Here is a 23,010-nt window from a genome sequence, read left to right on the forward strand (position 1 = left end):
GGCCGGAATCCTTTGCCGCTTCCTACGAAGCGGTTTCCGTGCTCTCCTCGGGCGCTTGGGCGGCTTCCACAAACGCGGTGACGACCGGTCCCGCCGTCGTCATCGAGATCGCCGAGCTGCTGTCGCTGCCCGTCGAGAACCTGCTCACGCCGGACCTGCTGCGCCGGCTGGCGTGGAATCCGCCGGAGCCGCTGACGCCGGAGACCGTCGCCGCCGAGCTGTCGCGGGGCGGAGCACGCTCCTGGCAGATCGACGCGACGGCGGGTCCGCTCGTCACCGCGTTTGTGGAAGCCGCCCAAGCGCCCGAGGAGAGCACGGAAACCGCTTCGTAGGAAGCGGCAAAGGATTCCGGCCCCGGGCGTGCTCTTCCTACGATCGGGGCGACCGTGAGTTCCTGGGAGGCATTGTGGCCGAGAGATCCGAAGTCGTGTTCGTCGACGGAGTCCGTACTCCGTTCGGGCGTGCCGGTGAGAAGGGCATGTACTGGCAGACGCGTGCCGACGACCTGGTCGTGAAGGCCATGATCGGCCTGCTGGAGCGCAATCCGTCGCTCCCGAAGGACCGCGTCGACGACGTCGCGATCGCGGCGACCACGCAGCGGGGCGACCAGGGTCTCACCCTCGGGCGGACGACCGCGCTGCTCGCGGGGCTGCCCCGCAGCGTCCCCGGCTTCGCGATCGACCGCATGTGCGCCGGCGCGATGACGTCGGTCACGGCGACCGCGGGCGGCATCGCCTTCGGCGCGTACGACGTGGTGATCGCCGGGGGCGTCGAGCACATGGGGCGCCACCCCATGGGGTTCGACGCCGATCCCAACCCCCGCTTCCTGTCCGAGCGCCTCGTCGGCGACGAGGCGCTGAACATGGGGAAGACGGCGGAGAAGATCCACGACCGGTTCCCGCAGCTGACCAAGGACCGCTCCGATCGCTACGCGCTGCGCAGCCAGCAGAAGCTCGCGGCGGCGTACGAGTCCGGCGACATCCAGCCCGACCTCGTCCCCGTCGCCACTCGCAGCGCCTCCGGATGGGGCCTCGCCACCGCCGACGAGGCGCCCCGTCCTGAGACGACCCTCGAGGGGCTGGCGGGGCTCCGCACCCCGTTCCGTCCGCACGGGCGCGTGACCGCGGGCAACTCCTCCGGTCTGAACGACGGGGCGACCGTCTCGCTCCTCGCGAGCGCGGACGCGGCGGAGGAGCTCGGGCTCTCCACCAAGATGCGGCTCGTCAGCTTCGCCTTCGCCGGCGTGGAGCCGGAGATCATGGGCATCGGCCCCGTCCCCAGCACCGAGAAGGCGCTGCGCAAGGCCGGTCTCGGCATCGAGGACATCGGCCTCTTCGAGCTCAACGAGGCGTTCGCGGTGCAGGTGCTCTCGTTCCTCGACCACTTCGGCATCGACGACGACGATCCGCGGGTCAACGAGTACGGCGGAGCGATCGCCGTCGGCCACCCGCTCGCCTCCTCGGGCGTGCGGCTGATGATCCAGCTCGCGCGGCAGTTCGAGGCGCACCCGGAGGTGCGCTACGGGCTCACGGCGATGTGCGTCGGGCTCGGCCAGGGCGGAACCGTGATCTGGGAGAACCCGCACTTCGACGGCAAGCGCTCACGACGGAAGGGACGCTGATCATGCTCGACGGTTTCGAGGACCTCGCAGCCCTCACCGAGGGGGAGGTCGTCACCCACTCCTACGTGCGCGACGTCCGGCTCGCCAGCGGGCGCGTGCTCGCGCTCGTCACTCTCGACAACGACCGCGACCACACGCGGCCGAACACCTTCGGACCGGCGTCCCTCTTCGAGCTCGCCGACGTCCTCCTCGCGCAGAAGGCGCGCGCGGCGGACGGGGAGATCCAGGGCGTCGCCCTGACCGGCAAGCCGTTCATCCTGGCCGCGGGAGCCGATCTGAGCAAGGTGGGCACCATCCCCAGCCGCGAGCTCGGGCGCCAGCTGGCGCGGCTCGGGCACCGCACCCTCGGCATGCTGTCGAACCTCGGTGTCCCCTCGTTCGTCTTCATCAACGGGCTCGCGCTGGGCGGCGGCACCGAGATCGCGCTGAACGCCGACTACCGGACCGTCGACGAGTCGATCCCCGCGCTGGGCCTGCCCGAGGTGTTCCTGGGCATCATCCCCGGGTGGGGCGGGACCTACCTGCTCCCGAATCTGATCGGCATCGAGAACGCTCTGAAGATCGTCGTCGAGAACCCGCTGAAGAACAACCGCACGATCAAGGGTCGGGAGGTGCTGGAGCTCGGCATCGTCGACGCGCTCTTCCCCTCGGCGTCGTTCCTCGAGGACTCGCTGCGCTGGGCCGACGGCGTCCTCGGAGGCACCGTGGCGGTCGCGCGTCCGCACGCTCCCGGCCGGATCGAGCGGATGGTGAAGTGGGACGTCGCCATCGGCATCGCCCGCAAGCAGCTCGAGTCCCGCATCGGCACCGTCGCCGCCTCGCCCTACCGCGCCCTGGAGCTCCTCAAGGGCGCGAAGTCCGCCACCCGCGAGGAGGCCTTCGCGGCAGAGGACGAGGCCCTCGCCGATCTCATCTCCGGCGACCAGTTCCGGGCGAGCATCTACGCCTTCGACCTGGTGCAGAAGCGGGCCAAGCGGCCGGCCGGTGCTCCCGACAAGGCGATCGCCAAGCCCGTGACGAAGGTCGGAGTGATCGGCGCCGGCCTGATGGCCACCCAGTTCGCCCTCCTGTTCGTCCGACGCCTGCAGGTCCCGGTGGTCATCACCGATCTCGACCAGGAGCGGGTGGACAAGGGGGTGGCGACGATCGTCGGGGAGATCGACGCGCTGCTCGCGAAGGGGCGCCTCTCCCCCGACGATGCCAACCGCCTGCGCAGTCTCGTCACCGGCACGACGGATCGCTCCGAGTTCGCCGACGCGGACTGGGTGATCGAGGCGGTCTTCGAGGAGCTGTCGGTCAAGCAGGAGGTCTTCGCCGACATCGAGCGGTACGTGTCCCCCACGGCTGTACTCGCGACCAACACCTCCTCGCTGTCCGTCGAGCGGATCGGAGAGCGTCTCGAGCACCCCGAGCGCCTCGTCGGCTTCCACTTCTTCAATCCGGTCGCCGTCATGCCGCTCATCGAGGTCGTGCGGACCCCGCTGACCGACGAGGAGACGCTCTCGACCGCCATGGTGACGGCGGCGAAGCTCAAGAAGAACGCCGTCATCACGCGGGACACCCCGGGTTTCGTCGTCAACCGCGTGCTCGCGAAGGTGCTCGGCGAGGCCATGCACGCGGTCGACACCGGCACGCCCTTCGAAGTGGTCGAGCAGTCGCTCGCGCCGTTCGGCCTGCCCATGACGCCGTTCGAGCTCCTCGAGCTGGTGGGGCTGAAGGTCGGAGCGCACGTGCTCGACACGCATCACGCCGCCTTCCCCGACCGCTTCTTCGAGAGCGCCAACCTGCACCGGCTGGCCGAGCTGGGCCACGTGTTCGAGCGCGATGCGAAGGGGCGGGTGAAGGGCGTCGACAAGCGGGCGGTGGCGATCGTGGCCGGCGGCTCCGACCCGATGACGGCGGAGGAGCTGCGCCTGCGCGTCGAGACCGGGCTCGCCGACGAGGTCAAGCGGATGCTGGACGACGACGTCGTGCACGCGGCCGAGGACATCGACCTCTGCCTGATCCTGGGCGCCGGCTACCCGTTCCAGATGGGAGGGCTGACGCCCTACCTCGACAGGGTCGGAGCGAGCGAGCGCGCGTTCGGCGACACCTTCCACCACCCGGTCATCCGCGGCGTCCACTGACTCCGCGCCCGACGACCGTCTCCGGCTCGCCGCATCACGCGGTGAGCCGGAGGCGTTACCGGCGGAGCGCGGAGTCGTCGAGCGCGGTGTCGGTGGTCCGTCGTACCGTGCCCGCATGACCCGCATCGTCTACTACGTCGCCTCCTCCCTCGACGGCTTCATCGCCGATCCCGACGACGACCTCGGCTGGCTCCTGCAGTTCGGCTTCGAGGCGTTCCAGGAGCACTACGACCGCTTCCTCGCGAGTGTGGGGGCCGTCGTGATGGGCTCCACCACCTACGAGTTCGTCCGACGCGAGGGCGCCTGGCCCTACGAGCTGCCGGCGTGGGTCCTGACCTCCGCCGAGCGTCCGCAGCCCGAGGGCGGCGAGGTCAGCTTCGCCTCCGGCGACGTCTCCGAGCTGCTGCCGGCCATCCGGGAGTCCGCCGGGGAGCGCGACGTCTGGATCGTGGGCGGCGGCGCCGTCGCCGCCCGCTTCGCAGAGGCGGGCGCGCTCGACGAGGTCAGGGTGACGGTCATGCCCGTCCTCCTCGGCCGCGGACGACCGCTCCTGCCGATGCGGCGCACCACGCCCTTCGAGCTCGTGGGGTCGACGCCGTTCTCGGGCGGCGCGATCGAGCTCGTCTACCGGCTCTGACGCGAGTCCCCGACGACGGAGCCGCCCGGAGACCGCCCAGCTGCCGCCTTCTCTGTGACGGGCGCTGAGGCTCGGATCCTCAGTCCGTGCGGGCCTCGTCGTGCGCCGCGGCTTCCTCGGGGAGCGGTCGAGCCACGGGGATCTTGCTGCCGAGCACCTGGGCGACGACGTCGCGCGCGATGTGCTGCGGGGTGAGCCCGACGTCCTCGAGGATCTCCTCGCGCTTCGCGTGGTCGAGGAACTGGTCCGGCAGCCCGAGCTCGGTGACCGCCGTGTCGACCCCCGCCTCGCGCAGGTCCTGCCGGATGCGGGTCCCGATGCCGCCCACGCGGACCCCGTCCTCGATCGAGATGACGAGGCGGTGCTCGCGGGCGAGCTCGATGATGCTCCGCGGCACGGGCACGACCCAGCGGGGGTCGACCACCGTGGCGCCGATGCCCTGGGCGGCGAGACGACGGGCGACGTCGAGGCCCATCGTCGCCATCGGCCCGACGGTCACGATCAGCACGTCCTGGCGCTCGGCGCGCGAGAGGACGTCGACCCCGTCGTGCAGACGCTCGAGGGCCTCGATCTCGTCGCCGACGTTGCCCTTCGAGAAGCGGACGACGGTGGGAGCGTCGGTCACTCCCACGGCCTCGCGCAGCTCCTCGCGGAGACGGATCGAGTCGCGGGGCGCCGAGAGGCGGATGTTCGGCACGACCTGGAGGATCGCGAGATCCCACATCCCGTGGTGGCTCGGGCCGTCGGGTCCGGTGACCCCTGCGCGGTCGAGGACGAAGGTCACGCCGGCCCGGTGCAGGGCCACGTCCATCAGCACCTGGTCGAAGGCGCGGTTCACGAAGGTGGCGTAGAGCGCGACGACGGGGTGCAGCCCGCCGAAGGCGAGGCCGGCGGCGGAGGTGACCGCGTGCTGCTCCGCGATCCCTACGTCGAAGACCCGGTCGGGGTGCTTCTCGGCCATCTTGTGCAGACCCACCGGGCGGAGCATCGCGGCCGTGATGCCGACGATCGTGGCGTCCTCGTCGGCGAGGGTCACGATCTCGTCCGCGAACACCGACGTCCACGAGCGGGCGCCCGGCGCGGCGAGCGGTTCGCCGGTCTCGGGGTCGATCTGGCCGACGGCGTGGAACTGGTCGGCGAGGTCGTCGACCGCCGGTCCGAAGCCCTTCCCCTTCTGGGTGATCGCGTGCACGATGACCGGCTGGCCGTAGTCCTTGGCCTGCTGGAGCGCCTCCTCCATCGCCGTGACGTCGTGACCGTCGATCGGGCCGAGGTACTTGATGTCGAGGTTGGAGTACAGGGCCTCGTTGTTGATGAAGCGGCTGAGGAAGCCGTGCATCCCACCGCGGACGCCGCGGTACACGGCGGCGACGGGGCTGCCGAGGCGCTCGGAGACGGCGCGCGAGCCCCGGTGCAGAGTGCGGTAGCTCCGCTTGGTGCGCACACCGTTGAGGAACCGGGCCATCCCGCCGATGGTGGGGGCGTAGGAGCGCCCGTTGTCGTTGACGACGATGACGAGCCCGCGGGCGTTGTCGTCGCTGATGTTGTTCAGCGCCTCCCAGGTCATGCCGCCGGTGAGGGCTCCGTCGCCCACCACCGCGACGACGTGCCGGTCGGTCTGGCCGGTCATCGTGAAGGCGCGCGAGATCCCGTCGGCCCACGACAGCGAGCTGGACGCGTGCGAGCTCTCGACGATGTCGTGGGGCGACTCGGAGCGCTGCGGGTAGCCCGCCAGCCCGCCGCGCTGACGCAGGCCCGAGAAGTCCTGGCGGCCGGTCAGCAGCTTGTGCACGTACGACTGGTGGCCGGTGTCGAAGATGATCGCATCGCGCGGCGAGTCGAAGACCCGGTGGATCGCGATCGTCGTCTCGACCACTCCGAGGTTCGGGCCGAGGTGGCCGCCGGTCTTCGAGACCTCGCGCACCAGGAAGTCCCGGATCTCCTGCGCCAGGGCCTCGAGCTCGGAGCGGGTCAGGCGATCGAGGTCGCGCGGTCCGCCGATGGTCTCGAGAACAGCCATTCGCGCCGCCTTCCGGGGTCGATGAGAGGGAGTGGACGTCTGTCGAGTCTACGCACCGGGGCGCGCGGGAACGCCTGTGCGCCTCCCCCTTGCGGGAAGGCGCACAGGCGTGTCGGCTCTAGACGAGCGAGCGGAGGACGTACTGCAGGATGCCGCCGTTGCGGTAGTAGTCCGCCTCACCGGGGGTGTCGATGCGGACGACCGCCTCGAACTCGATCGGCTGCTTGCCCTCGGGCGAGTGCTCGGTCGGCTCGGCGACGACGTGCACCGTCTTGGGGGTGACGCCCTCGTTGAGCGCCTCGATGCCCGAGATGCTGATCGACTCCGTGCCGTCGAGCCCGAGCGACGCCCAGGTCTCGCCGGTCGGGAACTGCAGCGGGATGACCCCCATGCCGATCAGGTTCGAGCGGTGGATCCGCTCGAAGCTCTCGACGATGACGGCCTTGACGCCGAGGAGGCTGGTGCCCTTCGCCGCCCAGTCGCGCGAGGACCCGGAGCCGTACTCCTTGCCGCCCAGGATGACGAGCGGCGTGCCCTCCGCCTGGTAGTTCTGCGACGCGTCGTAGATGAACGACTGCGGGGCGTCCGCCTGGGTGAAGTCGCGGGTGTAGCCGCCCTCCACGCCGTCCAGCAGCTGGTTCTTCAGGCGGATGTTCGCGAACGTGCCGCGGATCATCACCTCGTGGTTGCCGCGCCGGGACCCGTAGGAGTTGTAGTCCTTGCGGTCGACGTGGTGCTCGGCGAGGTACTGGCCGGCGGGGCTGTCGGCCTTGATCGAGCCCGCGGGGCTGATGTGGTCGGTCGTCACGGAGTCGCCGAGCTTGGCCAGCACGCGGGCCGAGGCGATGTCGGTGACCGGGGTCGTCTCCATCGTCATGCCGTCGAAGTACGGGGGCTTCCGGACGTACGTCGACTCCTGGTCCCACTCGAAGGTCGCGCCCTCGGGGGTCTGGAGCGAGCGCCAGCGCTCGTCGCCGTCGAACACGCCGCTGTACTGCGTGTCGAACATCGACTTGTCGATCGAGGAGTCGATCGTCGCTTGCACCTCGGCCGCGTCGGGCCAGATGTCCTTGAGGAACACGTCGTTGCCGTCGCCGTCGGTGCCCAGCGCGTCGACCTCGAAGTCGAAGTTCATCGACCCGGCGAGGGCGTACGCGATGACCAGGGGCGGGCTCGCCAGGTAGTTCATCTTGACGTCGGGGTTGATGCGGCCCTCGAAGTTGCGGTTGCCCGAGAGCACGGCCGTCACGGCGAGGTCGTTGTCCTGGACCGCGGCCGAGATCTCCTCGAGCAGCGGACCGGAGTTGCCGATGCAGGTCGTGCAGCCGTAGCCGACGGTGTAGAAGCCGAGCGCCTCGAGCGACTCGGTCAGGCCGGCCTTCTCGTAGTAGTCGGTGACGACCTTCGAGCCGGGTGCGAGGGTCGTCTTGACCCACGGCTTGGCCTTGAGGCCCTTCTGCGCCGCGTTGCGGGCGAGGAGGCCGGCGGCCAGCATCACGGAGGGGTTCGACGTGTTGGTGCACGAGGTGATCGCCGCGATGGCGACCGCGCCGTGGTCGATGGTGAAGGTCTCGCCGCGGTCGCCGAGCTCGACGGTCGTCGGCTTGGAGGCCGTGCTCGGCGCGTGCGAGCGGTGGACGTGCTCGTGCGTGCTGTGCGCGTCCTGCGGCTGGAGCTCGCCCGGGTCCGACGCGGGGAAGGACTCGGCGATGGTCAGGTCGACGATGTCGTGCGAGACGTCGGCGTAGTTGTTGAGGTCCGACTCGAACTGCGTCTTGGCCGAGGTCAGCTCGATGCGGTCCTGCGGGCGCTTCGGTCCGGCGATCGACGGCACCACGGTGCTGAGGTCGAGCTCGAGGTACTCGCTGAACACGGGCTCCACCTCGGCGTCGTGCCAGAGCTTCTGCAGCTTGGAGTACTGCTCCACGAGGGCGATCTGCTCGTCGCTGCGCCCGGTGAGGCGCAGGTAGTCGAGGGTCACGTCGTCGATCGGGAACATCGCGGCGGTCGAGCCGAACTCGGGGCTCATGTTGCCGATGGTGGCGCGGTTCGCGAGAGGGACCTCGGCGACGCCTGCTCCGTAGAACTCGACGAACTTGCCGACGACACCGTGCTTGCGCAGCATCTCGGTGATGGTGAGCACGACGTCGGTCGCGGTGACGCCCGTGGGGATCGCGCCGGAGAGCTTGAAGCCGACCACCTTCGGGATGAGCATCGACACGGGCTGCCCGAGCATGGCCGCCTCGGCCTCGATGCCGCCGACACCCCAGCCCAGCACGCCGAGGCCGTTGACCATGGTGGTGTGCGAGTCGGTGCCGACGCAGGTGTCGGGGTAGGCGCGCAGGACGCCGCCGATCTCGCGGGTCATCGTGACCCGCGCGAGGTACTCGATGTTGACCTGGTGCACGATGCCCGTTCCGGGCGGGACGACCTTGAAGTCGTCGAAGGCCGTCTGGCCCCAGCGCAGGAACTGGTACCGCTCGCCGTTGCGCTCGTACTCGAGCTCGACGTTGCGCTCGAGGGCGTCCTCGGTGCCGAAGAGGTCGGCGATGACGGAGTGGTCGATGACCATCTCGGCCGGAGCGAGCGGGTTGATCTTGTCGGGGTCGCCGCCGAGGGCCGCGACGGCCTCGCGCATGGTGGCGAGGTCGACGATGCAGGGGACGCCGGTGAAGTCCTGCATGACCACGCGCGCGGGCGTGAACTGGATCTCGGTGTCGGGCTCCGACTCCGGGACCCACTCGCCGAGCGCGCGGATGTGGTCGGCGGTGATGTTCGCGCCGTCCTCCGTGCGGAGGAGGTTCTCGAGCAGCACCTTCAGGCTGAACGGGAGCTTCTCGTGACCGGGGACCCGGTCGATGCGGAACACCTCGTAGTCGGTCTGCCCGACCTTCAGAGTGTCTTTCGATCCAAAGCTGTCTACCGCGGACACGTCGCCCTCTCCTTCGCTGACGTGGATCCCGCCGACGGGCGGACCCACATATCCGAGTCCATCTTGGCGACCGCGCAGAGCGGCCTCCACCAAGGAGGACCTAACACCGGTGCGTCGCCGCACCCGCTGCGCCCTGCGTCGGAGCGCGGGGCGGCCGGGAGCTATTTATCTCGACGTCGAGACAATTCTACGTCCTCCGCGGAGGGCTCACGCACGGGGCGCGGCGACCTCGTCCTCGTCCTGGTCCCGTGCGACGCGGTACTCCGCCCGGACCGCGAGGACCGTCAGCACGAGCAGCGGCGCGTACAGCGGCAGTCCGAGGACGAGCTTCCACGTGCCGAGGGCCGTGGTGTCCTCGGCGAGGAAGAGCGGGTACTGCACCGCGAGACGCAGCAGGAACAGTCCTGCCCAGGCCAGGGTCAGCGCGGCGAAGAGCCGTCGCTTGCGCTTGTCGTCGCGCCAGGCGGTGCCGTCGCCCAGGAGGTAGCCGGCGGCGACTCCGATCAACGGCCAGCGCACGAGCACCGAGACGAGGAAGACGAGTCCGTAGACCAGGTTCGTGATCAGCCCGGGGACGAAGTTGTCCACCGCCCGACCGGTGACCAGCGCCAGCGCCGCCGAGACGACGACCCCGAGGAGTCCGCCGATCGCCTGGATGACCGGCGTGCGGCCGAGGATGCGCGCCACGGTGAACAGGACCGCCATGCCCACGGAGGCGACGAGCGAGAGGACGAGCTCGCCGGTGACGGTGAACAGGAGCACGAAGGCGACGCCGGGGACGACGGCCTCGAGTATCCCGCGGACCCCGCCCATCGAGCGCAGCAGAGCGCGCCCGTCGAACGGCTCGCCGTCGGCGACGACCCCGAGACCGGATCGGCGCGCCGCCTGGGCGATCGCCTCCCCCACCTCGGGGCGGGTCGGCTCCGGCTGCTGCTCGCGGTCGGGCGGGCTCTGCTCCATGCGGGTCAGCTCGCGCTCTGCTGGGTCTGACCGCCGGTGGGGACCTTCAGGGGGATGAGGTCGCGCGGAGGCATGGGGCCGGAGCCGCGCACGACCACGATGCTGCGGAACAGCTCCTCGACCGCCGCGGCGGCCTCCTGGTTCACCGCTCCCGCGCCGGCGATGACACCGCGCAGGAACCAGCGGGGTCCGTCGACGCCGACGAAGCGGGCGACGCGGGACTCCCCTCCCGCGATCGGGAGCTGGGCGACGAGCTCGGGTCCGAACACGCCCTCGCGCTCGGCGGTGCGGCCGCCCTGCTTGGCCACCTGCTCGGCGATCTGCCCCCGGATCTCGTGCCACAGCCCGGAGGAGCGCGGCGCGGCGAACGGCTGGACCTGGAGGGTGGACCCCGCGTAGTCGAGACCGACGGCGATGACGCGCTTGGTCCCCTCCTCGACCTCGAGGCGGATGTGCATGCCCTCGCGCGGGAGGACCTTCACCCCGCCGAGGTCGATGTAGGGACGCACGGGGTTGGCCTCGCGCTCGTCGAGCGGCCCCGCCTCGGCGCGATCGGCGGGCGCGGACTTCTCGAGGTCCTGCTGGACGATCTCCGCCGGTGCGTCCGGTCCTGTCGCTGCCTGGATGTCGCTCATGCGTTCTCCTTCGGAGTGCTGGTCGGGGAGGCGTCGTAGCCCGTCGATCCGAAGCCGCCGAGCCCGCGGACGGACTCGGGCAGCTCGTCGACCGGGGTGAAGCGCGCGCGGACGACGGGGACGATCACGAGCTGCGCGACCCGGTCGCCCGCCGTGACGCGGTACGCGCGCTCGGTGTCGGTGTTGAGCAGCGCCACCCGGATCTCGCCGCGGTAGCCCGCGTCGATCGTCCCGGGCGCGTTGACGATGGTGATGCCGTGCTTGAAGGCGAGTCCGCTGCGCGGGACCACGAAGCCGACGTGGCCCTCGGGGAGGGCGATCGCCACTCCGGTGCCGACGCTGGCCCGCTCTCCGGGCTCGAGGACGACGTCCTCGGTCGAGAGCAGATCGGCTCCGGCGTCCCCGGGGTGCGCGTAGCCGGGAAGGGTGTCCGCGCGGATCGCGACGTCGACGGATTCGTTCACGTGACGAGGGTAGACCAGTTGTCTGATGCAATAGGGACATGCAGTCGTACCGGGAGAGGCTCTGGCCCGCGCCGTGGCTCTTCGTCTCCACAGCCCTCGTGATCCCCGCCAGCATCCTGGTGTTCGCACCGATCGACCCGGTGGTCGGAGTCGTCGTCGCACTCGTCCTCTACTCGGGCTGCGTCGGCGCCCTGCTGGCGCTCTCGCCGGTGATCGAGGTCGTCGACGGCGAGCTCCGCGCGGGGAGGGCGCACATCCCGCTCGAGCTGGTGGGCGAGCCCTCGACGCACGAGGGCCGGGAGGCGTTCGCCGAACGCGGACCGCGGCTGGACGCCCGCGCCTACCTCGTGATCCGGGGCTGGGTGCGCGACGTCGTGCGAGTGCCGATCGAGGATCCGCAGGACCCGACGCCGTACTGGCTGGTGTCGAGTCGTCGCCCGAACGACATCGTCGCCGCGATCCGGGGATCACGGCGACGGAGCGGTCGTCCTTCGGAGCGAGGAGAGGCCTAGGCGGCGCACTCCAGGCAGATCGGTCCGAGCTTCTCCTCGTGGTCGATCTGAGAGCGGTGCTTCACGAGGAAGCAGCTCACGCACGTGAATTCGTCCGCCTGGGGCGGAAGGACCACGACGTCCAGATCGAGGTCTGAGAGATCGGCTCCGGGCAGTTCGAATCCGCCCGGGTTGTCGGCGTCATCGACGTCGACGACTCCGGACATCTTGTCGGGGACTCGCTCCTTCAGGGCCTCGATCGACTCGGAGTCGTCATCGGTCTTGCGGGGGGCGTCGTAGTCCGTAGCCATTCCCATCCACTTCTTATATTCAGCTGTTCAACAAATCGGCGGGGACAGTGTGCATCAAGGCGGATCGATTCGCAAACCAAATGGATCCGTGGTTGACACCGTCTGTCAGCGCCTCCTTCCGCCCCAACTTTCGACCCGCCCGCGGTATTCCCGGGCATCGGGCGGAACCCGTGCCATCCTTGCCCCGTTCGCGTCCAGAAGGAGGTCCCGCACGATGATGGAACTGAAGGTGATCGGCGTCGAGAGCGGATCGCTCGTGCTCGTCTCCGACGGAGGCGAGCGGTTCTCGGTGCGGATCGACGAGACTCTGCAGAGCCAGCTCCGGCCGCGCGTCCACACCCTCCCGCCGCGCGAGAAGCGCGTCTCGCCCCGCGAGATCCAGGCGCACATCCGCTCGGGCCTCTCCGCCGAGGAGGTCGCGGAGCTCACCGGCGCGCCCCTCGAGCACGTCCAGCGCTTCGAGGGCCCGGTGACCGCCGAGCGCGAGCACATCGTCGCCTCCGCGCTGTCGGTGCGCGTCTACACGAGCGCCGATCCCGATCCTCTCGAGGAGGGCACGCCGTTCGGCGACGTCATCCGCGAGCGCCTCGCGGCGCTGGGCGCCGAGGGCGAGCAGTGGTCGAGCTGGAAGGAGGAGGACGGCTGGGCCGTCAAGCTCCTGTTCCGCTCGGACGAGATCGATCACGACGCCCGCTGGCGCTTCGACCCCAAGAAGGCCGTGCTGTCGCCGCTGACCCCCGAGGCCACGACGCTCTCGCAGCAGGGCGAGATCCGGCCCACCCTCATCCCCCGGCTCCGCGCCGTCATCCCCGCCGCGGTCGACGAGCTCGCGACGCGCTTCGACACCGACGCGTTCTCCCGGCCGTCCGAGCCGGAGCGCGGCTCGCGCGGCGAGCACCCCGCGTCCGGCCGTCCGACGGCGGTACCCCACGCGCGCCCGTCCGCCGTCCGGACCTCCGACACCGAGCCGCAGCCGGCGCTGTCCGACACGCCGCGCGTGGTCTCGACCCTCCCCCGGCCCGTGTCGAGCACGACCGAGCAGCGCGAGCGCAATCTGAACGACACGGCCGATCTGCTCGACGCGCTGCGCCGCCGACGTGGCGAGCGCGACCACGCGTCCTCGCTCCGCGTGCGCGAGGAGCCGAAGCAGGAGGCTCCGACGGTCGAGAAGGCGCCGGAGCCCGAGCGCGCGGCTCCCGCCGCGCCTCCCGCTGCCGCCGCCCCTGCGAAGGAGCACGCACCGACCGGCACCCGGGGCGGCTTCCGCCGCGGGCGCACCTCGATGCCCAGCTGGGACGAGATCGTCTTCGGAGCGCGCAGCGACGACTGACCCGGCGGAGGGTCCCGGGGCGCTGCGTCCGGGACCTCGCGATGCTGGAGACGTCCCGCGTCTCTCGCACCGCCGGGTCGTCAGACTCCGTCGAGTGCTCCGAAGCCGATCAGCGGGACCTGGGTCTCCTCCGGGGTGAGCGAGCCGTGCTGGCCGATCATCGAGCGGCCGGACGAGTCCTCGGCGTCGTAGTAGGCGATCGCCTTGCGCGCGGCGACGAACACGTCGCCCATCCGCTCTGCTGCGGGAGCGCCGATGTCGCCGAACCAGCCGCTCGCGGCGATCTCGGACCGGGTCGCGATCCAGGCCCGCTCTCCCTCGGCCTCCCGCCAGCGCGCCGCGACGCTCTCGGCGTCCGCGTCGGGCTCGAGGTGGAGCTGCAGGCAGCGGGGCTCCCCCGCCAGGTGACGCACGCCCTCGAGCAGTGACCCGCGCTCGACGAGGACGTGGGAGGAGGCGGGGACGTCGAGCACGCCGTGATCGGCCGTGACCAGTGCGGCCTCCCGCTGTCCGAGGCGCCGCGCGAAGGAGCCGAGCTCGCCGTCGAGCAGCTCGAGCGCGGCGGTCCACTCCGGCGACTCCCATCCGCGCGCGTGCGCGGTCATGTCGAGCTCGGGGACGTAGAGGTACACGATGCGCCGCCCGCCTGCGTCGAGGAGCTCCCGTGCGGCGGTGAAGCGCTCGGCGATGCTCCCGGCCGACCGGTACTCGGCGCCGCGGAGGATCGCGCGGGTCAGTCCCGAGCGGGCGTAGCGCGACGGGCCGATCACGCTCGCAGCGACTCCCTCGACGACGGCGCGCTCGAAGACGGTGGGGTGGGGCTGCCACTGCTCGGGCACCATGCCCTCGTCCCAGCCCGAGAGCTGGTTGACGAGCCGATCGGCGCCGCGGTCGAGGACCCGGTAGCCGACCATCCCGTGCCCGCCCGGCCGCAGACCCGTCGTCAGGCTCGCGAGCGCGGCCGCGGTGGTCGTCGGGAACCCCGAGGGGATCGTCGTGGCGCGGGTGAGGGCGGGGGCCAGCGTGCGGGCGTGACCCGACCGCTGCCGCAGGCTCGAGGCGCCGAGGCCGTCCACGAGCACCACGACGACGCGGTCGAGTCGGGGGGTTCCGAAGACGCCGCGTCGTCCGAGGACGGCGTCGAGGGCCCCGGGGAGGACGTCGGCGAGGCTCCGCCGCCCGGCGGGGGCGGCGGGTAGAATGTGGGACATCGCGCTCAGTTTCGCACAGTGTTCCTCGCGCGGGGCGTGCCCTGCGCGGCGGAGGTCCGAGCGGAGATGCCTCCGGTGCCTCCCCCGAGCACGACGAGGTCCGGTGCGACGAGGCACTCGGGGCTCCCCCGCCCGGTCGTCCCCGCCTGACGAGTTCTGTGCTGAGAGCGAGAGGCGCCAGCCGGCGCCGTCGCCCTGCGCCCGCCACCGAAGTGAGTCATGAACGCCGCATCCCCCTCGTCCGGATCCACTCCGACCGCACACTCCTCGCTGTCCGAGCGCATCGAGGACGTCGACGTCTCGACCGAGATGGAGGGGTCGTTCCTCGAGTACGCCTACTCGGTCATCTACTCGCGGGCCCTGCCCGACGCCCGCGACGGACTGAAGCCGGTGCAGCGCCGCATCCTCTACATGATGAGCGAGATGGGCCTGCGGCCCGACCACGGCCACGTCAAGTCGGCGCGGGTGACCGGCGAGGTCATGGGCAAGCTGCACCCGCACGGCGACGCGTCGATCTACGACTCGCTCGTGCGCCTCGCCCAGCCCTTCACCCTGCGGGTCCCCCTGGTCGACGGCCACGGCAACTTCGGCTCCCTCGACGACGGCCCGGCAGCCGCCCGCTACACCGAGGCGCGCCTCGCGCCCGCCGCCATGGCCATGACCGAGCATCTGGGCGAGGACGTCGTCGACTTCGTCCCCAACTACGACAACTCGCACCAGCAGCCCGAGGTCCTGCCGTCGGCGTTCCCGAACCTGCTGGTCAACGGCGCCAGCGGCATCGCGGTCGGCATGGCCACGAACATGGCGCCGCACAACCTGATCGAGGTGATCGGCGCGGCGCGGCACCTGATCGCCCATCCGGAGGCCTCGCTCGAGGACCTGATGTCCTTCGTGCCCGGTCCCGACTTCCCCAGCGGCGGCACGATCGTCGGGCTCGCCGGCGTGCGCGACGCCTACGCGACCGGGCGCGGGAGCTTCAAGACCCGGGCCCGGGTCTCCGTCGAGAGCATCACCGCCCGGAAGTCCGGGCTGGTCGTCACCGAGCTCCCCTACCTCGTCGGGGCCGAGAAGGTCATCGACAAGATCAAGGACGGCGTTCAGAACAAGAAGCTGAGCGGCATCTCGGACGTCACCGACCTCACCGACCGCGACAACGGCCTGCGTCTCGTGATCGGCATCAAGACCGGCTTCAGCCCGGAGGCGGTCCTCGAGCAGCTCTACCGCTACACGCCCCTCGAGGACGGCTTCGCGATCAACAACGTGGCCCTGGTCGACGGCCAGCCGCGCACGCTCGGACTCCGGGAGCTCCTCCAGGTCTACGTGGGCCACCGCGTCACGGTCGTGACCCGGCGGTCGCAGTACCGCCTCCGCAAGCGCCAGGAGCGCCTGCACCTCGTCGAGGGACTCCTCGTGGCCATCGTCGACATCGACGAGGTCATCCAGCTGATCCGCGCGAGCGACGACACCGCTGCCGCCAGAGCGCGACTCATCGAGGTCTTCGACCTCAGCACGATCCAGGCCGACTACATCCTCGAACTCCAGCTGCGCCGGCTGACGAGGTTCTCCCGGATCGAGCTCGAGACCGAGCGCGACACGCTCCTCGCCGAGATCGCCGAACTGGAGGCGCTGCTCGCGAGCCGCAGCCGGATCGAGGCGCTCGTATCGGACGAGCTGGACGACGTCGCGCAGCGCCTGGGGACCCCTCGACGCACCCTCCTCACCGAGGCGCGCCCCTCCGTCGCGACCACCGGGCGCAAGACCGCCGCGGTGCTCGAGATCGCCGACGTGCCGTGCCGGGTGCATCTCAGCACCACCGGTCGCATGGTGCGCGTCGACCGCGATCCCGAGGCGGCGGCGCAACCGGTCAGGGCGACCCGGCGCAGCAAGCACGACGCCGTCCTCAGCGCCCTCGACACGACGAGCCGCACCGACGTCGGCGCCGTGACGAGCGCCGGACGACTGCTCCGCTTCTCCCCCGTGGACGTCCCCTCCGTCCCGTCGTCCTCCGTCCAGCTCGGCGCCGGCGTCCGCATGGCGGACTACCTCCCGGCGCTGGGGAAGGACGAGCGCGTGCTCGCTCTGGTGGCGCTCGACGACACCAGGCCGATCGCCCTCGGCACCCTCCAGGGAGTCGTGAAGAGGGTGTCGGCGGCCGAGCTCCAGAACCGGCCCGACGTCGAGCTCATCGCGCTCAAGCCCAAGGACGCGGTCGTCGGAGCGGCGCCCGCCGCCGACGAGGACGAGCTGGTGTTCGTCACCGGAGAGGCCCAGCTCCTGCGCTTCCCGGCGTCGGCCGTGCGGCCCCAGGGCCGGACCGCGGGGGGCATGGCCGGAGTCAAGCTCGGCGAGACCGACGAGGTGGTCCACTTCGCCGTGGTCGCGGCCGACGACCGCGAGGAGGCGGTCGTCGCGACCGTCGCGGTCGACAGCTGGGCGCTCACCGGCACCGACACGGGCAGCGCGAAGGTCTCGCCGTTCTCGGAGTTCCCGTCCAAGGGCCGGGCGACCGGGGGCGTCCGTGCCCAGCGCTTCCTCAAGGGCGAGACGGCCCTCGGGGTCGCCTGGGTCGGTCCGGGTCCGGCGCACGCCCTCGAGGCCGACGGATCCGTCGCGGCTCTGCCCGAGTCCGGCATGAAGCGCGACGGATCGGGGGTGCCGCTCTCGGCCCCCGTGGCGACGATCGGCGCGGCTCCCGAGCTGCTCTGACCGCCGTCCCGCAGGCGCCGGTCAGACGTCGATGCGGTCGCGCGAGAGCGTCTCGGACCCGCGGACGATGAAGTCCTTCCGCGGCGCCACCTCGTTGCCCATGAGCAGCTCGAAGACCCGGCCCGCGTTCTCGGCGTCGGACACGCGGACGCGGCGCAGCGTCCGGCGGGCGCGGTCCATCGTCGTGGTGGCGAGCTGATCCGCGTCCATCTCGCCGAGGCCCTTGTAGCGCTGGATCGGGTCCTGGAAGCGCCGCCCCGCCTTCGCCAGAGCGGCGAGCACGCTCTGCAGCTCCTTCTCGGAGTACGTGTAGATCGTCTCGTTCGGCTTCTTGCCCGCGTTCATCACGACCACGCGGTGCAGCGGAGGCACGGCCGCGAACACCCGGCCCGCCTCGACCAGCGGGCGCATGTAGCGGAAGAACAGCGTGAGCAGGAGGGTGCGGATGTGCGCGCCGTCGACGTCGGCGTCGCTCATCAGGATGATCTTGCCGTAGCGCGCCACGGACAGGTCGAAGGAGCGGCCGGACCCGGCGCCGATGACCTGGATCATCGAGGCGCACTCCGTGTTCGAGAGCATGTCGGCGACGCTCGCCTTCTGCACGTTCAGGATCTTGCCCCGGATCGGCAGCAGCGCCTGGTACTCGCTGTTGCGCGCGAGCTTCGCGGTGCCGAGAGCGGAGTCGCCCTCGACGATGAAGAGCTCGCTGTTCTCGACGTCGTTGCTGCGGCAGTCGACGAGCTTCGCGGGCAGCGACGACGACTCCAGCGCGTTCTTGCGGCGCTGCGTCTCCTTGTGCGCGCGCGCCGAGATGCGCGACTTCATCTCGGCGACGACCTTCTCGAGCAGCTGGGACATCTGCGTCTTGTCCTCGCGCTTCGCAGAGGAGAAGACGGCGCCCAGCGTCGAGCCGACCGTCTGCGCGACGATCGCGCGCACGGCGGGGGTGCCGAGGATCTCCTTCGTCTGGCCCTCGAACTGCGGCTCGGGGAGACGGACCGTGAGCACCGCCGTCAGGCCGGCGAGCACGTCGTCCTTCTCGACCTTGTCCGAGCCCGCCTTCAGCCGGCGCGCGTTCGCCTCGACCTGGGAGCGGAGCAGCTTGAGCAGTCCCTGCTCGAAGCCGGTCTGGTGCGTGCCGCCCTTGGGCGTCGCGATGATGTTGACGAAGCTGCGCATCACCGTCTCGTAGCCGGTGCCCCAGCGCAGCGCGATGTCGACCTCGCAGCTGCGCTCCACCTCGGTGGACACCATGGCGCCGCCCGGTGTCAGCACGGGGACGTTCTCGGTGAAGGTCCCGGTGCCGGTCAGGCGGAGCACGTCGGTCACGGCGGAATCGGGCGCGAGGAACTCGACGAACTCCGAGATGCCGCCGTCGTAGCGGAACATCTCGGCGCGCCGCTCGTCCTCCCGGTCGTCGACGATGTCGAGGGTGAGCCCGGGCACCAGGAACGCCGTCTGCCGTGCGCGCGTGACGAGGTCGTCCGTCTGGAAGGCCGCGCCCTTCGTGAAGATCTGACGGTCGGCCCAGTAGCGCACGCGCGTGCCGGTGACCCCCCTGGCCACCTTGCCGACGACGGCGAGCTCCGACCCGTTCTCGAAGGGCGTGAACGGCGCATCCGGGGTGGGCTCCCCCGCGTCCGCGAAGCGACCGGGCTCGCCCCGGTGGAACGACATGCGGTAGGTGCGGCCGTTGCGGTCGACCTCGACGTCGAGCCGCTCCGAGAGGGCGTTGACCACGGAGGCGCCCACGCCGTGCAGGCCGCCCGAGGCCGCGTAGGAGCCCGATCCGAACTTGCCGCCGGCGTGCAGCTTGGTGAAGACGACCTCGACACCGGACAGGCCGGTCTTCGGCTCGATGTCGACCGGGATCCCGCGGGCGCGGTCGCGCACCTCCACGCTGCCGTCGGCGTGGAGGACGACGCTGATCTCGGTGCCGTGCCCCGCGAGCGCCTCGTCGACGGAGTTGTCGATGATCTCCCACAGGCAGTGCATCAGGCCGCGCGAGTCGGTCGAGCCGATGTACATGCCCGGCCGCTTCCGGACCGCCTCGAGACCCTCCAGGACGGAGAGGTGCCGGGCGGAGTAGTCGGTGGAGGCCATTCCTCCAGTTTACTTTCGCGGACCCCTCCCTCCGGGACGCGACCCGACCGGTGCCCTGCACCGAGCGCCAGTGATCCGGTGGGCCTACGCGCACAGCGAAATGCCCTCCGATCGTCTCGGTGCGGAAACAATCGCGTGCTTGGATGGGTTCCACTAAGCAGAGATCGAAGACCGAGTGCAGGAGGCCAAGTCATGTCGACCACCGCAACCCCTACTGGCGTGGACGAGCTCGCGGGTGCCCACCAGCTCTCCGCTGCCGACCGCTGCGACAGCTGTGGAGCCCAGGCGTACATCCGCGTCGTCGTGAACAGCGGAGAACTGCTGTTCTGCGCCCACCACGGCAAGAAGTACCAGGAGAAGCTCTCCAGCATTGCTCAGAGCTGGCACGACGAGTCCGCGCGGCTCTTCGAGGAGCAGCGCCCCTGATCGTCCGGGCCACCGCCCCCGATCGGCCCGACGGACGCTGAGCGCGTCCTACAGGCCGACGCCGAGCCGCTTCGCGATGACCTCGCGGGCGGCTCGAGCTGTTTCATCGGCACGCACGAGTCGCGGATCGACGACCGAGTACTCCAGGCCGTTGAGCTCGGCGATCCGCGTCAGGATCGCATCGGCGAGCACCGGGTTCTTGGCGAGCAGCGGACCGTGCAGGTGGGTGCCCAGCAGCGATCCGGCGAGGTGTCCCTCGAAACCCTCCCCGTCGCCGGTCCCGTGCAGGACACGGCCGAGCACGGTGCCGGGATCGATCCCCTCGAAGCGCCGCAGATGGTTCTCGAAGCCCACCAGCACGCCGGCGGACGACTCGACGACCAGGTCGTCGGTGGCACGGGCGGCGGCGGGGACCGCGCGGCCCGGGAACACGCCGATCCCCTGCACGACGCCCGACGAGGTCGTGAACGACTCCGCCAGCAGCTCCCAGCCCGCCCCGATCGCGACGATCTCGGTTCCGGAGTCGGCCCAGCCGCGCACGGTGGCGTCGACGTCGCGGAGCACGTCGAGGACCCCGGGGAGGTCCTCGTCGGCACCGGTGCCGGCGACCAGGACGTCGGGGCGGTCGCGGAAGTCGTCGCGGTGGCGCAGGGGCACGAGGTCCGCGTCGAGTCCGGCCCAGCGTGCCCGGGCGACGAGGACGCGGGCGTTCGCCGCATCGCCGTTGCTGTCGAGCACGTCGGGGGCGAGCACGCCGATCCGCAGAGAGGTCACGAGGTCTCCTCGCGGTTGGAGGTGAGCTGGAGGTGGGCGCGGGTCCGGCGCATCGAGTCGGCGGAGAAGACGATCGTCTTGCGTCCGGTCGACGGTGCCGGCAGGGCCAGGAAGCCGTCGAGAGCGCGGCCCAGATCCTCGTCGACCGCGTCGATCGCGACTCCGTCGTACTGCAGGTGGAGGGCGGCCTCGTGGGCCTTGGATCCCGAGACCACCCGCACGCGTCCGAGTCCGGACGTGTCGACGGGCCAGAAGTACGAGGGATCGCGCACGTCGGAGCCGATGGCGAGCATGATCTGCTCGGTCCCCGTCGGGATCTCGGAGATGTTCAGCCGGTAGCTCGCCGGGTTCTGCACCAGGACGAACTCGACCTCCTGGCCGCGGACGACGACGACCTCCCCCCGTCCGAACACGGGCGCGATCGAGGACAGGGCGGCGGAGGTGGTGCCCGCATCGAAGCGGTCGCCGAGAACGGCGCGTGCGGTCGAGACGGCGGCGGCGGCGTCCACGGCGTAGTGGACACCGCGCGCCGGGAGCCCGACGTCGAGCAGGACTCCCTCGCTCAGGATCTCGGCCGCCGTCCCGGTCGTGGCGGAGACGACCGTCGTCGCGCGGTCCGTTCCTGTCGCGGCCTCCGCCGCGTAGCCGAGGCCGCCGGGAGCGGCGGCGCGGACGGCCGGAGCGACTCCGTACCACTGCACCCGATCGGCCGGGATGCTCGTGGCGATGTCGGCCACGTGGCGGTCGTCGGCGTTGAGCACGACCCGACCCGTCGCCCGCTCCGAGATCGTGGCGAGCATCCGCGCGACCATCGAGGGGTCGAAGAAGCGGTCGATCTGATCGACCACGACGTTGGTGAGCACGACGACCCGGGGGCGCATGCGAGGAGCGAGCCGTGCCCCGTGGCCCTCGTCCATCTCGAGGACGGCGATGTCCGCGTCGATGCGACCCCGGAGGTCCGTCCGCTCCAGGAGGGCGGAGGTGAGGCCCTGCGCGATGTTCGCGGTCGAGGGGTTCGTGAACACGCTCAGCCCGTGGGCGCGGAGCACGGCGACGAGCATCTTGGTCGTCGTCGACTTGCCGGCCGAGCCGGTGACGACGACGAGCCCCTCGGGGAAGCCGTCGAGGACCGCGGGCAGGAACCCGGGAGCGACGCGGTTGACGACGAGCCCGGGCACGGCGGAGCCGCCGCCGGGCTTGCGCAGGCGTGCCGTGAAGCGGGCGGCCCTCCCGAGGAGGACCGCCGGCGCGTAGCGGATCACCGGCCTACTCGAGGTAGTCGCGGAGCGACTGCGAGCGGGACGGGTGACGGAGCTTCGCCATGGTCTTCGACTCGATCTGGCGGATGCGCTCACGCGTCACGCCGAAGGTGTCTCCGATCTGGTCGAGCGTCTTCGGCATGCCGTCGCCGAGACCGAAGCGCATGCGGATCACGCCCGCCTCGCGCTCGGACAGCGAGTCGAGGAGCGACTCCAGCTGCTTCTGCAGCATGGTGAAGCCCACGGCGTCCGCCGGGACCACGGCCTCGGTGTCCTCGATGAGGTCGCCGAACTCGCTGTCGCCGTCCTCGCCGAGGGGCGTGTGCAGCGAGATCGGCTCGCGGCCGTACTTCTGCACCTCGATGACCTTCTCGGGGGTCATGTCGAGCTCGCGCGACAGCTCCTCCGGGGTGGGCTCGCGGCCCAGGTCCTGGAGCATCTGACGCTGCACGCGGGCCAGCTTGTTGATGACCTCGACCATGTGCACCGGGATGCGGATGGTGCGGGCCTGGTCGGCCATCGCGCGCGTGATCGCCTGGCGGATCCACCACGTGGCGTACGTCGAGAACTTGAAGCCCTTGGTGTAGTCGAACTTCTCGACCGCGCGGATGAGACCCAGGTTGCCCTCCTGGATCAGGTCCAGGAACTGCATGCCACGACCGGTGTAGCGCTTGGCGAGGCTGACCACGAGTCGGAGGTTCGCTCCGAGCAGGTGGCTCTTCGCGCGCTGCCCGTCCTTCGCGACCCAGCGGAGCTCGCGGACGAGCTCCGGGCTGAGGTCGGTGGAGTTGGCGAGCTTGTCCTCGGCGAAGAGGCCCGCCTCGATGCGCATCGCGAGCTCGACCTCCTCGGCCGCGTTCAGGAGCGCGACCTTGCCGATCTGCTTGAGGTAGTCCTTGACCGGGTCGGCGGTGGCGCCGGTGATCGCCGTGGAGTAGACGGGGACCTCGTCGTCCTCGCCGCCGAAGGAGAGGACGACGAGGTCCCCGTCTACTCCACGGCGA

Annotated in this window: 18 protein-coding genes and 1 pseudogene; 8 read left to right on the forward strand and 11 right to left on the reverse strand. The window is 70.9% G+C overall.

Going from position 1 to position 23,010, the window contains the following annotated elements:
• The 4 genes and pseudogenes from NB037_RS12920 to NB037_RS12935 form a co-directional block, all read left to right on the forward strand.
• Positions 1-332, forward strand: a pseudogene (locus NB037_RS12920) (hypothetical protein); the annotation flags it as partial.
• Between the two features lie 74 nt (positions 333-406).
• Complete coding sequence (locus NB037_RS12925) at positions 407-1,621, forward strand: thiolase family protein (protein ID WP_251946367.1); 1,215 nt, start codon at positions 407-409, stop codon at positions 1,619-1,621.
• A 2-nt stretch (positions 1,622-1,623) separates the two neighbouring features.
• A complete protein-coding gene (locus tag NB037_RS12930; protein WP_251946369.1) occupies positions 1,624-3,747 on the forward strand; it encodes a 3-hydroxyacyl-CoA dehydrogenase NAD-binding domain-containing protein in 2,124 nt (707 codons plus the stop codon).
• Between the two features lie 115 nt (positions 3,748-3,862).
• Positions 3,863-4,384 carry a dihydrofolate reductase family protein gene (locus NB037_RS12935; RefSeq protein ID WP_251946371.1) on the forward strand — a complete coding sequence of 174 codons (522 nt, stop codon included), beginning with the start codon at positions 3,863-3,865 and terminating at the stop codon, positions 4,382-4,384.
• 79 nt (positions 4,385-4,463) lie between these two features.
• On the opposite strand, the gene dxs is transcribed toward NB037_RS12935, so the two are convergent.
• The 5 genes from dxs to dut form a co-directional block, all read right to left on the reverse strand.
• Entirely contained in the window at positions 4,464-6,404 is a 1,941-nt protein-coding gene (dxs, locus tag NB037_RS12940; protein WP_251946373.1) for a 1-deoxy-D-xylulose-5-phosphate synthase, read from the reverse strand.
• A gap of 118 nt (positions 6,405-6,522) precedes the next feature.
• On the reverse strand, positions 6,523-9,336 hold the full coding sequence (gene acnA, locus NB037_RS12945) for an aconitate hydratase AcnA (RefSeq protein ID WP_251946375.1): 2,814 nt from the start codon (positions 9,334-9,336) through the stop codon (positions 6,523-6,525).
• 207 nt (positions 9,337-9,543) lie between these two features.
• Complete coding sequence (locus tag NB037_RS12950; protein ID WP_251946377.1) at positions 9,544-10,296, reverse strand: DUF3159 domain-containing protein; 753 nt, start codon at positions 10,294-10,296, stop codon at positions 9,544-9,546.
• 5 nt (positions 10,297-10,301) lie between these two features.
• A complete protein-coding gene (locus NB037_RS12955) occupies positions 10,302-10,931 on the reverse strand; it encodes a DUF3710 domain-containing protein (RefSeq protein ID WP_251946378.1) in 630 nt (209 codons plus the stop codon).
• Positions 10,928-11,395 carry a dUTP diphosphatase gene (dut, locus tag NB037_RS12960; protein ID WP_251946380.1) on the reverse strand — a complete coding sequence of 156 codons (468 nt, stop codon included), beginning with the start codon at positions 11,393-11,395 and terminating at the stop codon, positions 10,928-10,930. The genes NB037_RS12955 and dut overlap by 4 nt, the downstream gene beginning before the upstream one ends.
• 38 nt (positions 11,396-11,433) lie before the next feature.
• On the opposite strand from dut, the gene NB037_RS12965 reads away from it, so the two are divergent.
• Positions 11,434-11,907 (forward strand): DUF3093 domain-containing protein, encoded by a 474-nt coding sequence (locus NB037_RS12965; RefSeq protein ID WP_251946382.1) that lies wholly within the window; start codon positions 11,434-11,436, stop codon positions 11,905-11,907.
• Here the strand turns inward: NB037_RS12965 and NB037_RS12970 are convergent.
• Positions 11,904-12,197, reverse strand: coding sequence for a DUF4193 domain-containing protein (locus tag NB037_RS12970; RefSeq protein WP_055792269.1), 294 nt, complete (start codon positions 12,195-12,197; stop codon positions 11,904-11,906). The genes NB037_RS12965 and NB037_RS12970 overlap by 4 nt on opposite strands.
• A 214-nt stretch (positions 12,198-12,411) precedes the next feature.
• Between NB037_RS12970 and sepH the strand changes: the two genes are divergently transcribed.
• The gene (gene sepH, locus NB037_RS12975; RefSeq protein ID WP_251946384.1) at positions 12,412-13,527 is read left to right on the forward strand and encodes a septation protein SepH; all 1,116 of its coding nucleotides are present in this window, start codon (positions 12,412-12,414) and stop codon (positions 13,525-13,527) included.
• Between the two features lie 80 nt (positions 13,528-13,607).
• Here sepH and NB037_RS12980 read toward each other — a convergent pair whose 3' ends face one another.
• The gene (locus tag NB037_RS12980) at positions 13,608-14,738 is read right to left on the reverse strand and encodes an alkaline phosphatase family protein (RefSeq protein WP_251946386.1); all 1,131 of its coding nucleotides are present in this window, start codon (positions 14,736-14,738) and stop codon (positions 13,608-13,610) included.
• Positions 14,739-14,957: 219 nt separating this feature from the next.
• Between NB037_RS12980 and NB037_RS12985 the strand changes: the two genes are divergently transcribed.
• Positions 14,958-17,444: a DNA gyrase/topoisomerase IV subunit A gene (locus tag NB037_RS12985; protein ID WP_251946388.1), complete on the forward strand. Its 2,487-nt coding sequence runs from the start codon at positions 14,958-14,960 to the stop codon at positions 17,442-17,444.
• Positions 17,445-17,465: 21 nt separating this feature from the next.
• Here NB037_RS12985 and NB037_RS12990 read toward each other — a convergent pair whose 3' ends face one another.
• A complete protein-coding gene (locus tag NB037_RS12990) occupies positions 17,466-19,547 on the reverse strand; it encodes a DNA gyrase/topoisomerase IV subunit B (protein WP_207405725.1) in 2,082 nt (693 codons plus the stop codon).
• A gap of 192 nt (positions 19,548-19,739) precedes the next feature.
• On the opposite strand from NB037_RS12990, the gene NB037_RS12995 reads away from it, so the two are divergent.
• Positions 19,740-19,973: a DUF7455 domain-containing protein gene (locus NB037_RS12995; protein WP_207405723.1), complete on the forward strand. Its 234-nt coding sequence runs from the start codon at positions 19,740-19,742 to the stop codon at positions 19,971-19,973.
• A gap of 48 nt (positions 19,974-20,021) precedes the next feature.
• Here NB037_RS12995 and NB037_RS13000 read toward each other — a convergent pair whose 3' ends face one another.
• The 3 genes from NB037_RS13000 to NB037_RS13010 all read right to left on the reverse strand — a co-directional run.
• Positions 20,022-20,747: a type 1 glutamine amidotransferase gene (locus NB037_RS13000; protein WP_251946390.1), complete on the reverse strand. Its 726-nt coding sequence runs from the start codon at positions 20,745-20,747 to the stop codon at positions 20,022-20,024.
• Positions 20,744-22,009, reverse strand: a complete 1,266-nt coding sequence (locus NB037_RS13005; RefSeq protein ID WP_251946391.1) for a Mur ligase family protein — start codon at positions 22,007-22,009, stop codon at positions 20,744-20,746. The genes NB037_RS13000 and NB037_RS13005 overlap by 4 nt, the downstream gene beginning before the upstream one ends.
• Before the next feature lie 4 nt (positions 22,010-22,013).
• Positions 22,014-23,010 (reverse strand): RNA polymerase sigma factor (locus NB037_RS13010; RefSeq protein ID WP_251946393.1); only part of this gene is annotated, 997 nt, incomplete at its 5' end.

Source organism: Rathayibacter rubneri (assembly GCF_023743255.1).
GTDB classification, from domain to species: domain Bacteria; phylum Actinomycetota; class Actinomycetes; order Actinomycetales; family Microbacteriaceae; genus Rathayibacter; species Rathayibacter rubneri.

Coding starts and splice junctions, on each gene's coding strand:
- NB037_RS12930 (WP_251946369.1), top strand. CDS start 1,624: ATGCTCGACGGTTTCGAGGACCTCGCAGCCCTCACCGAGGGGGAGGTC.
- NB037_RS12985 (WP_251946388.1), top strand. CDS start 14,958: ATGAACGCCGCATCCCCCTCGTCCGGATCCACTCCGACCGCACACTCC.
- NB037_RS12980 (WP_251946386.1), bottom strand. CDS start 14,738: ATGTCCCACATTCTACCCGCCGCCCCCGCCGGGCGGCGGAGCCTCGCC.
- dxs (WP_251946373.1), bottom strand. CDS start 6,404: ATGGCTGTTCTCGAGACCATCGGCGGACCGCGCGACCTCGATCGCCTG.
- NB037_RS12995 (WP_207405723.1), top strand. CDS start 19,740: ATGTCGACCACCGCAACCCCTACTGGCGTGGACGAGCTCGCGGGTGCC.
- NB037_RS12965 (WP_251946382.1), top strand. CDS start 11,434: ATGCAGTCGTACCGGGAGAGGCTCTGGCCCGCGCCGTGGCTCTTCGTC.
- NB037_RS12950 (WP_251946377.1), bottom strand. CDS start 10,296: ATGGAGCAGAGCCCGCCCGACCGCGAGCAGCAGCCGGAGCCGACCCGC.
- sepH (WP_251946384.1), top strand. CDS start 12,412: ATGATGGAACTGAAGGTGATCGGCGTCGAGAGCGGATCGCTCGTGCTC.
- NB037_RS12955 (WP_251946378.1), bottom strand. CDS start 10,931: ATGAGCGACATCCAGGCAGCGACAGGACCGGACGCACCGGCGGAGATC.
- NB037_RS12970 (WP_055792269.1), bottom strand. CDS start 12,197: ATGGCTACGGACTACGACGCCCCCCGCAAGACCGATGACGACTCCGAG.
- NB037_RS12935 (WP_251946371.1), top strand. CDS start 3,863: ATGACCCGCATCGTCTACTACGTCGCCTCCTCCCTCGACGGCTTCATC.
- NB037_RS12990 (WP_207405725.1), bottom strand. CDS start 19,547: ATGGCCTCCACCGACTACTCCGCCCGGCACCTCTCCGTCCTGGAGGGT.